10 protein-coding genes are annotated in these 10,060 nt (G+C 34.0%); all 10 read left to right on the plus strand.

Annotated features, from left to right (window positions below):
- The first annotated feature begins 5 nt into the window (after nucleotides 1-5).
- Nucleotides 6-1,127, plus strand: coding sequence for a hypothetical protein (locus tag HT669_RS07375; RefSeq protein WP_001221832.1), 1,122 nt, complete (start codon nucleotides 6-8; stop codon nucleotides 1,125-1,127).
- Between the two features lie 3 nt (nucleotides 1,128-1,130).
- Complete coding sequence (locus tag HT669_RS07380; protein WP_001144047.1) at nucleotides 1,131-2,063, plus strand: hypothetical protein; 933 nt, start codon at nucleotides 1,131-1,133, stop codon at nucleotides 2,061-2,063.
- Complete coding sequence (locus tag HT669_RS07385) at nucleotides 2,050-3,276, plus strand: MFS transporter (RefSeq protein WP_001257305.1); 1,227 nt, start codon at nucleotides 2,050-2,052, stop codon at nucleotides 3,274-3,276. The genes HT669_RS07380 and HT669_RS07385 overlap by 14 nt, the downstream gene beginning before the upstream one ends.
- Complete coding sequence (locus HT669_RS07390; protein ID WP_000846118.1) at nucleotides 3,260-4,027, plus strand: site-specific DNA-methyltransferase; 768 nt, start codon at nucleotides 3,260-3,262, stop codon at nucleotides 4,025-4,027. Before HT669_RS07385 ends, HT669_RS07390 begins: the two co-directional genes overlap by 17 nt.
- A gap of 21 nt (nucleotides 4,028-4,048) precedes the next feature.
- A complete protein-coding gene (locus HT669_RS07395; protein WP_000705670.1) occupies nucleotides 4,049-5,215 on the plus strand; it encodes a nucleotide sugar dehydrogenase in 1,167 nt (388 codons plus the stop codon).
- A 306-nt stretch (nucleotides 5,216-5,521) separates the two neighbouring features.
- Nucleotides 5,522-5,662 (plus strand): hypothetical protein, encoded by a 141-nt coding sequence (locus HT669_RS11400; protein ID WP_212750494.1) that lies wholly within the window; start codon nucleotides 5,522-5,524, stop codon nucleotides 5,660-5,662.
- A 622-nt stretch (nucleotides 5,663-6,284) separates the two neighbouring features.
- Nucleotides 6,285-7,076 (plus strand): HAD family hydrolase, encoded by a 792-nt coding sequence (locus HT669_RS07410; protein ID WP_050208167.1) that lies wholly within the window; start codon nucleotides 6,285-6,287, stop codon nucleotides 7,074-7,076.
- Entirely contained in the window at nucleotides 7,076-7,894 is an 819-nt protein-coding gene (locus HT669_RS07415; RefSeq protein ID WP_050208148.1) for a Cof-type HAD-IIB family hydrolase, read from the plus strand. Before HT669_RS07410 ends, HT669_RS07415 begins: the two co-directional genes overlap by 1 nt.
- A 3-nt stretch (nucleotides 7,895-7,897) precedes the next feature.
- The gene (gene ftsY / locus HT669_RS07420) at nucleotides 7,898-9,187 is read left to right on the plus strand and encodes a signal recognition particle-docking protein FtsY (RefSeq protein ID WP_000522341.1); all 1,290 of its coding nucleotides are present in this window, start codon (nucleotides 7,898-7,900) and stop codon (nucleotides 9,185-9,187) included.
- 197 nt (nucleotides 9,188-9,384) lie between these two features.
- A complete protein-coding gene (gene tnpA, locus HT669_RS07425) occupies nucleotides 9,385-9,849 on the plus strand; it encodes an IS200/IS605 family transposase (RefSeq protein WP_000057429.1) in 465 nt (154 codons plus the stop codon).
- Nucleotides 9,850-10,060 lie beyond the last annotated feature (211 nt).

A 10,060-nucleotide genomic window follows, 5' to 3' on the forward strand; every position in this document is an offset into this window, starting at 1 on the left:
TTGTTATGAGAATTTTGACAGTAACTACAAATTTTGGTTTTGGTCCGTCTTCCAAATTATATTCTATTATCAAAGAGCTATTGAAGATGGGATATAAAGAGATTACATTTTGCGGAAATGGAGAATCTATAAATTTTTTTAAGACCAACTTTGGTAATAGATTAGAATACATCGAGTGTGATACTGATGAAATTAGGTCTGAAAGCTTTTTGAAAATAGTAGATATTAAGAATTATGAACTCTTAATTAATGTTATGAATCTGAATATTCCTAAAATTCAACGAGATACAAATTTAAATGTAAAAAGTGTATTTGTTGATAGTCTAAGTTGGATGTGGGAAAAACCCCTAGATGGGATTAACGAATATGATATTTATTTTGTTCAAAATGCTTTTATTGATCCCAATAATTTATCGCAGTATAAGAATATCCAAACAATAAATCCTATTATTAATACGGAAGGAATAACAAAAACAAAAGATTTCAAAAACAATAAAATTCTATTAAATTTCGCTGGTATAGTTACTCCATATGAAAATGATGTATTTTTCAAAAAGTACATGTTATTTTATCTAAAACTTTTTTCAAAAATACCTAATATTGATAAATATGAGATTGATTGTGCTTGTAACATGACGCAGAAAAAATGGATTGAATCAAACAACCGTTTTGACTACAATGTTACATTTAAAGTAATGTCCCATAAAGAGTTTCTATCAGCGTCATGTGAAGCAAGTAGGATATTTACAACACCTGGTTTGACATTTTATTTAGAGAGTTTAGAATTAGGCTTAAAACCACATTATTTTTTGCCTTCAAATTATTCTCAGGCATTATTGCTTGAAAAATATAATCAAATCTCTGGGAATTGTAATACCTTATCTAAGTATGGATATTTATTTTCAACAGATGAGTTACTTGAAGAAAGTGAAGGTGTGACTAAAGTAAGAGAAGCATTTTCTAATATTAGTACAAGATATAAAGAAGAAATCTTCGACAATATAATATCATATATTAATGAAGGTTCGGTGTATGAATCAAAAAATGAAATTCAATATAAGGAAGAGAGCGGTATTCGTTCAATTATTAGAATTATGCTTGAAAAAGGACTATTGAAAGGAAGATAATACATGCCTGTGATTGAAGATATTGATTTTTCCAATTTACTAGTGAAAAAAATGTATAAAAAAGATTTAAATCAGATAATTTCATTAAATGACTTAAATTATGATGCTAGTTTTAGGGATAATTTAATAGTTTTTGATGAAACAAGTAATTTTTCTCCAAATAACAGTCTTGTTGTTGGGGGGGCTTGTATTGATCGCTGTGATGCAAAAATTGATAATCTGGCTATCAATTTTTACTTTGATATACTGATGCCTATTAATGAGGCCATCATGAAAAATTTAAATTGTGCAATATATGTGGATACACCTATTGAATCATGTAAAGATGATTGTGAAAAAGAAAGATGGCAACAATTTGTTAAACGCTTAGAAATATTTTTTGAACAGCTAGGAAAACGTGTAGGCATTGAAATAAAAATAATTCGAAGAGATTTATCTTATAAAATGATTGATAAGATATTAAAAAAACATAACTTTAGTGATGATGAATTAAAAGGTTTGTATGATTTAGTGCCTAGTGCAAAGAATATTGTATTTGGACCAGAACTATTACTTCATTTTCGTAGATCAATCATTTCGTATTTACCAGAATTCATTTCAGAATATTTTGAAGAAAATTTTGAAGAAATTATAGTTTGTGAAGAGTTAAGTCAGTGTAAAGCAATTGGCAAAGCCTGGAGAATCAGTAATAAAATATATCCCAAAATATATATAGATATGCCATCTCTTAGTTGTAGAAATCGCATGCATAGGAGTAATAATGGGAAAATAGGTATTTTTGAATCAGCATCTTTGAATAAAACTAGAAAATCTGATCCATTGTTTCATGAATTTATGAATAGAATAGAATTGGAAGCTATTTTTAAATCTTTTGATGTTGATAATTTTTGGTTAGTAAAAGATGAATTAGAAGGAATGTGGTATGAGAAGCAATAAAATTTCATCAGAGTTAAAATATTATCTATATATCATTTTTACAAATTTACGATTTACTAGAATAGTAAATATTATCTTTATTGTTCAGTTTTTGGGATTATCTTTAGTACAATTTGCATTTTTTCAATCTATTTTTCTATTTTCACAATTAGTTTCAGAGATTCCCTCCGGAATTTTAGGAGATAGGTTTAGTAAGAAGAAAATCGTTCTATTGGGACTAGTTCTGTTATCAATTACTCCATTATTAACTCTTTCATCAATCTTGCTAATGAAGGACTATGTTTACTATGTTATACTAGGTGCATTTGTTTTAGAAGGAGTAGGAAATGCTTTTTTAAGTGGAGCTGATGATGCCTTGTTTTTTGAATCTCTAAGAAGTGAAGGCAAGGAGGAGAGTTATGGGAAAATACGAGGAAAGTTACAATTAATCAGCGCTCTGACTTTGGGGATTGCTACATTTATAGGAGGTGGTTTATATAGCATTACAAGATGTTTACCATATTTTATACAATCTTTTACACTTATAGGTTCAATGATAATCATCATATCTATTCCAGATAATCAGAAACACTCTATAGAAGATCTTAATCAAAATGGTGTTCCGAAATTTAAAGAATTATTTTCAGTTTTTCATAGGTTGCTAAAATCTACTAAAATTCTTTTCATGTTCGCTTTTACTACGGTTATTGTCTCAGCAATTAACGTAGTATTTGCTTTATTACCAGATTATTTTTCTAAAATAGGATTTTCTACATCTATTAATGGAGCTATGTTTATGATTTATAGTATCATTGGTGGCATAGTAGCAACTCAAGCTTATAAAATATCAAAAATAAGAGTTTCTAAATTAATTATGCTGCTATCATTGATACTAATGATTTCCATTATTTTTCAAATTTTGCCTTTCAATGCCACATTTATATTTAGTTTTCTACTGTTGTACATTATCATAGATATTCTTGATCCTATTATCATGGAGATGTTACATCTTTGGGTTGATGACAATTCAAGAGCAACAGTTATATCAGGACTATCCTTTTCAATTAGTCTTGTTACAATGTTGGTAAATCCGATAATTGGTGTAGGAATTCAAATATTTAATATGAGAATAACTATCTTATTGATTTCTTGTTTTATGATTGTAATGATATTAATCTCGTATATGTTAATAGAAAAAACTAAAAGGAGTAAAAAACATGAAAACAGAGAATAAGGCTTATTTAGGTGATTCCAGAGCTATGGAAGATGTAGAAAATGATTCTGTTGATTTAATAATCACTTCTCCACCATATTTTAATTTAGTTGATTATCAACACGATGATCAGATTGGGTTAACAGAAACATATAAAGGCTATATTCAGAGTCTAAATAGTGTTTGGGAAAGATGTAGTAAAATATTAAAAGAAACAGGAACAATTTGCATCAATATTTGCAGTTCTGTAGAAATTAGCAGAAAAAATCAAAATATGTATTACGATATCAAACATGAAATTGAAAAATTCTTTGCGGAGCATAATTTCTATATTGAAGGGACAATAATATGGAATTTGAATAATACTTCATATATCAAAAATCAAGTTGAAAAATATCCTTCAAGTTATTCGAATAATGAGTCTTTGATTCTAAATAACTATGAATACATATTGATTTTTAAGAAAAAGTCAGAATTTATAGTGTGGGATAGAAACATTGAGGGCACTAAATTTATTGACTGCATTTGGAATATACCTTGGGATTATTCTACAAGACCACCAGCTTTTCCAGAACAAATTGTCAATCAACTTATTGATATTTATTCTCTGGAAGGTGATGTTGTGTTGGATCCGTTTATGGGGCAAGCGACTACATCTTTGTGTGCTTTTAAGAAAAATAGAAAGTTCATTACCTATGAATTAAATCCAACCACTTATAAATTAGGTTTAAAAAAACTAAATCAAGTGGGTGCGCTGAATGTAAACAGATAAGAAAGTAGTAGAAGGTCTATTATGAAAATAACTACAGTTGGTATGGGGTACGTCGGTTTGACTTTATCTGTCCTGTTATCTCAGGAACATGACGTGGTTGGATTAGACATTAATTTACAGAAAGTCGAACAGCTTAATAATAAAATTTGTCCATTTATCGACTATGAGTTGGAGAGATATTTTTTAAATAAAGATTTGAAATTCGAAGCTTGTATTTATGATGAGAAGTACTTTGAAAAAGTTGATTGTATCATAATAGCAATACCAACAGACTTTGATGAAAATAAAGGAGTATTAGATACTGAGGGTATAGAATCAGTTATAGCTGATTGCCTAAGTATTAATCCTGTTGCATATATAGTTATAAAATCTACAGTGCCAATCGGATTTACGAATTATTTGAATACAAAATTTCACACAGATCGGATCATTTTTTCTCCAGAGTTTTTGCGTGAAGGAAAAGCATTATTAGATAACTTATTTCCATCTAGAATTATTTTGGGAGGGAGAGCTGAATATTGTCAAAGATTTGGAAGATTATTATCGGAGTTCTCGTTAAATGAAGTTGCCCCGATTCTACTGACAAATTCAGCTGAAGCTGAAGCAATTAAGTTATTTTCAAATTCATACCTTGCAATGAGAATTGCGTTCTTCAATGAAATTGATAGTTTTTCCATTATGAAAGGGTTAAATACTAAAAATATCATTGAAGGAATTTGTTCTGAAGAAAGAATCGGAGAATTTTACAATAATCCTAGTTTTGGTTATGGAGGATACTGTTTACCTAAAGATACAAAACATATGTTAAGTGAATGTGAAGGCCTTCCAACTGTTTTGTTAGATTCTATTGTATTAAGTAACCAAAAAAGATCAGAGTTTATAGCAACACAAATAACAAAAAATAATATATACAATGTAGGCATTTATCGTTTGCTAGCTAAAAAAGATTCTGATAATATTCGTGATTCGTCAACTGAAAATGTGATTAAACAATTAACGAAATATAATGTAAATATTATTATTTATGAACCGTTTTTGTCTTCAAAAGAGATTTTTGATGCTAAAGTTGTAACGAATCTGGAAGAATTTAAAAAAACATCGGATGTTATTATTTCAAATAGAATTTCAGATGAATTGTCTGATGTATTAGAAAAAGTTTATACAAGAGATATATTTAATAGGGATTAAATAATAATATTTTACTTTTGAGAAGTTGCGATAACATAATATTTGAGAAAATCAAAGTATATTACGATTTATAGCGAAATGAAATAAAAATTGAACAAATTTATTGGGGAAGTTAAACCAATTTCTAACAATGTTTTAGAAACAACGGTGTACTATTTCAATGTCAATATACTATGTTATAACATGTTTTTTATAAGATAAGTAACTATAGAAGAAAAGTTTCTATAACAACCTCTTCCTCATCCGAAAGAAACCTCTTATTGGGTCTTAAAAAGTGATAGCCAGCAGACCTATTATTAGACTTTTTTGTCAGGGAAAGATGAGCAACAAGGTATCACGCTTTACCATCATGATCAGCGACGGAGTGGTTTAGTAGTGCAGGAATCTCATGGAGCTTATTCTGCTTATGCGATAGCAGTCCAAGGTTTAGGAGCAAAGCGATGCTAAGCTTGGTAAACTGCGAACTGCTAGTCCGCTTATCGTCAACTGGAAGAAGCTGCACTTGTTGGTTGTTGGGCACATGTGAGAAAGGAGTTTTTTGAAGCGACGCCCAAGCAAGTGGGGAAATCATCGTTAGGTGCTAAAGGCTTAGCTTATTGATGGGATACATTGTCGATTGATGAACGACTACAGAAACGTCAAGAAAAGCTCCAACCCTGAATGGAAGACTTCTTTGTTTGGTGCCGGATCCAGTCAGTTTTACAGGGTTCAGAACTAGGGAAGGCTATTGAATACAGGCTCAATTCTGAAGAAACCTTTAAGACAATTTTGAAAGACGAGCATCTCTTCCTTGTTATTGGACGATAAACAAGTGGAACTTACTCTGACTTGGAATTCCACTTGTTTTTTCGATTTTTATCAGATTAATTTCAACTTTTATTGGCGGTGGAAGTTAGTTTGGGAATTTAGAAAAAATCCAGTTATACTAAAGGGTTAAGTAATATTGGATAAAAATTAAGTGATAAAGTCGGGAGTTTATCAAGCGTCTAATCTCAAATGGATTAGGCGCTATTTGCTTTTTCTATGGTATAATAGAAGGTGGATTTATTAATTGGAGTATGAAGAATTTATGATTAAACTAGTAGCAACGGATATGGACGGAACCTTCCTAGATGGGAATGGACGCTTTGATATGGATCGTCTCAAGTCTCTCTTGGCTTCCTACAAGGAAAAAGGGATTTACTTTGCGGTGGCTTCGGGTCGGGGATTTCTGTCTCTGGAAAAATTATTTGCTGATGTACGTGATGACATTATTTTCATCGCGGAAAATGGCAGTTTGGTAGAGTATCAAGGTCAGGACTTGTATGAAGCGACTATGTCTCGTGACTTTTATCTGGCAACTTTTGAAAAGCTGAAAACGTCACCTTATGTAGATATCAATAAGCTCCTTTTGACTGGTAAAAAGGGCTCTTATGTGCTAGATACGGTTGATGAGACTTATTTAAAAGTGAGCCAGCATTATAATGAAAATATCCAAAAAGTAGCGAGTCTAGAAGATATTAAAGATGACATTTTCAAATTTACAACCAACTTCACAGAAGAAACGCTGGAAGCTGGTGAAGCTTGGGTAAACGAAAATGTCCCTGGTGTTAAGGCCATGACAACTGGCTTTGAATCCATTGATATTGTTCTGGACTATGTCGATAAGGGTGTGGCCATTGTTGAATTAGCCAAAAAACTTGCTATCACAATGGATCAGGTTATGGCTTTTGGAGACAATCTAAATGACTTGCATATGATGCAGGTTGTGGGACATCCTGTAGCTCCTGAAAATGCACGACCAGAAATTTTAGAATTAGCAGAGACTGTGATTGGTCACCATAAAGACCAGTCGGTTATAGCTTATATGGAGGGCTTATAATGGTAGATATAAAATTGATTGCATTGGACTTGGACGGGACCTTGCTGACTACTGATAAAAGGCTGACGGATCGTACCAAGGCAACTTTGAAAGCTGCGCGTGATCGTGGTATCAAGGTCGTATTGACAACTGGTCGTCCCTTAAAAGCTATGGATTTCTTTCTCCATGAGTTAGGGACTGACGGTCAGGAAGATGAGTATACGATTACTTTTAATGGTGGTTTGGTTCAGAAAAATACAGGTGAAATCCTTGATAAAACAGTCTTTTCATATGATGATGTGGCACGTTTGTATGAAGAAACAGAGAAATTATCACTACCTCTTGATGCCATCTCAGAAGGAACAGTTTATCAAATCCAATCGGACCAAGAAAGTCTTTATGCTAAATTCAATCCAGCATTGACCTTTGTTCCAGTGGACTTTGAAGACTTATCTAGTCAAATGACCTATAATAAATGCGTGACTGCCTTTGCTCAAGAACCCTTGGATGCAGCCATTCAAAAGATTTCTCCAGAATTGTTTGACCAATATGAAATCTTTAAATCACGTGAAATGTTGCTAGAGTGGTCACCAAAGAATGTTCATAAAGCAACAGGTTTGGCAAAACTAATCAGTCATTTGGGAATAGACCAAAGCCAAGTCATGGCTTGTGGTGACGAGGCCAATGACCTCTCTATGATTGAATGGGCAGGGCTCGGTGTTGCCATGCAAAACGCTGTTCCTGAAGTCAAGGCAGTCGCAAATGTAGTGACGCCAATGACCAACGATGAAGAGGCTGTCGCCTGGGCTATCGAAGAATATGTGCTAAAGGAGAACTAAGATATGGGATTATTTGACCGTCTATTCGGAAAAAAAGAAGAACCTAAAATCGAAGAAGTTGTAAAAGAAGCTCTGGAAAATCTTGATTTGTCTGAAGATGTTGAGCCTGTCTTAACAGAAGCTCAGGAAGTTCCTCAAGAAGAAGCAGAGGTTGAAAGTTCTGAAGAAACTCTGCTCCAAGAAGAGGATAATCAAGAGACAGTTGAAGAAAGTCTGGATTCAGAGCTAGCTGTAGAAGTTCAACAAGAAGAAGTCGAAGAATTGCCAAACTCAGAAGAAGTCACAGAGGAAGAGAATCCTGAGTTTCTAGAGACTGTAGAAGGAAATAGTTCTGAAGTGCTTGAAGCAGAAACGCCTCAAGCAGAAGAAACTGTTCAGGAGAAATATGACCGCAGTCTTAAGAAAACTCGTACAGGATTTGGTGCCCGCTTGAACGCCTTCTTTGCTAACTTCCGCTCTGTTGACGAAGAATTTTTCGAGGAACTAGAAGAACTGCTCATCATGAGTGACGTTGGTGTCCAGGTAGCTTCAAACTTAACAGAAGAGCTCCGCTACGAAGCCAAGCTCGAAAACGCCAAGAAACCTGACGCACTGCGCCGTGTCATCATTGAGAAATTGGTTGAGCTTTATGAAAAGGATGGTAACTACGATGAAAGCATCCACTTCCAAGATGGCTTGACAGTCATGCTCTTTGTTGGTGTTAATGGTGTTGGGAAAACAACTTCTATTGGGAAACTAGCCCACCGCTACAAACAAGCAGGTAAGAAGGTCATGCTGGTTGCGGCAGATACCTTCCGTGCAGGGGCAGTAGCCCAGCTTGCTGAATGGGGCCGTCGTGTGGACGTTCCAGTGGTGACTGGACCTGAAAAAGCTGACCCAGCCAGTGTGGTCTTTGATGGCATGGAACGTGCCGTAGCTGAAGGTATCGATATTCTCATGATTGATACTGCTGGTCGTTTGCAAAACAAGGACAACCTCATGGCTGAGTTGGAAAAGATTGGTCGTATCATTAAACGTGTTGTTCCAGAGGCCCCCCATGAAACCTTCTTGGCTCTTGATGCATCAACAGGTCAAAACGCTCTTGTACAGGCCAAAGAATTTTCGAAAATCACGCCATTAACTGGAATTGTCTTGACTAAGATTGACGGAACTGCTCGAGGTGGTGTTGTTCTAGCCATCCGAGAAGAACTCAATATTCCTGTAAAATTGATTGGTTTTGGTGAAAAAATCGATGATATTGGAGAGTTTAACTCAGAAAACTTTATGAAAGGTCTCTTGGAAGGCTTAATCTAACCAGAAACAAAAATCCTGCAAGGCATAAACTTGCAGGATTTTTTTTATTATGTGACTATTAGTCCGTCTCGCTCCGTTAGGTGCGAGACAAAAAAACCACCCGCTATGCGGGTGCGCGTCGAAGGTTATACCAAAAAAACTCCGAACGCGATACAATAAAGGTGTTCAAGCTAATTGTAAAGCGAAAGGAGAAAAATATGGCACAAAAGGCTCATAGTTTATCGCACACAAAGTGGCATTGTAAGTATCACATTGTGTTCACCCCTAAGTATAGACGAAAAGTTATCTATAATCAATATCGAAGTAGTTTAGGCGAAATATTTCATCGCTTGTGTAGTTATAAAGGAGTTGAAATTATCGAGGGTCACTTAATGCCAGACCATGTACACATGTTAGTAAGTATTCCACCAAGGATAAGTGTTTCGAGTTTCATGGGTTATTTAAAAGGAAAAAGTGCACTCATGATGTTTGACAAACACGCCAATCTCAAGTACAAGTTTGGGAATCGGCATTTCTGGGCGGAAGGTTATTATGTAAGTACAGTAGGGCTTAATGAAGCCACAATTAAGAAATATATCCAAGAACAGGAAAAGCATGATATAGCACTAGATAAATTGAGTGTAAAAGAATATGAGGATCCCTTTAGGGATAGTGGTAAGTAATACTAAAGCCTCTTTAAGAGGCAAGGTAACCGCCCAATAACGAAGTATATTGAAAAATCTCCAGACTAGAGAACTCACGGATAGTTCCTAATCTGGAGATTTCTTATTTACACTTTTCTTGTACAACTTTAGTCCATGGTAAATAAGCCTCTAAAACCTCTTTGTTTACGAGAGTTTCCTCGTTTGGAAGACATTCTAGAAGATAGGATAG

It is taken from the genome of Streptococcus sp. 2100, from assembly GCF_013276335.1.
Lineage (GTDB): Bacteria > Bacillota > Bacilli > Lactobacillales > Streptococcaceae > Streptococcus > Streptococcus pseudopneumoniae.

Excerpts from the sequence above, each read along its gene's own strand:
- HT669_RS07375 (WP_001221832.1), top strand. The coding sequence starts at position 6 with ATGAGAATTTTGACAGTAACTACAAATTTTGGTTTTGGTCCGTCTTCC.
- ftsY (WP_000522341.1), top strand. The coding sequence starts at position 7,898 with ATGGGATTATTTGACCGTCTATTCGGAAAAAAAGAAGAACCTAAAATC.
- HT669_RS07390 (WP_000846118.1), top strand. The coding sequence starts at position 3,260 with ATGAAAACAGAGAATAAGGCTTATTTAGGTGATTCCAGAGCTATGGAA.
- HT669_RS07395 (WP_000705670.1), top strand. The coding sequence starts at position 4,049 with ATGAAAATAACTACAGTTGGTATGGGGTACGTCGGTTTGACTTTATCT.
- HT669_RS07415 (WP_050208148.1), top strand. The coding sequence starts at position 7,076 with ATGGTAGATATAAAATTGATTGCATTGGACTTGGACGGGACCTTGCTG.
- HT669_RS07385 (WP_001257305.1), top strand. The coding sequence starts at position 2,050 with ATGAGAAGCAATAAAATTTCATCAGAGTTAAAATATTATCTATATATC.
- HT669_RS07380 (WP_001144047.1), top strand. The coding sequence starts at position 1,131 with ATGCCTGTGATTGAAGATATTGATTTTTCCAATTTACTAGTGAAAAAA.
- HT669_RS07410 (WP_050208167.1), top strand. The coding sequence starts at position 6,285 with ATGATTAAACTAGTAGCAACGGATATGGACGGAACCTTCCTAGATGGG.
- tnpA (WP_000057429.1), top strand. The coding sequence starts at position 9,385 with ATGGCACAAAAGGCTCATAGTTTATCGCACACAAAGTGGCATTGTAAG.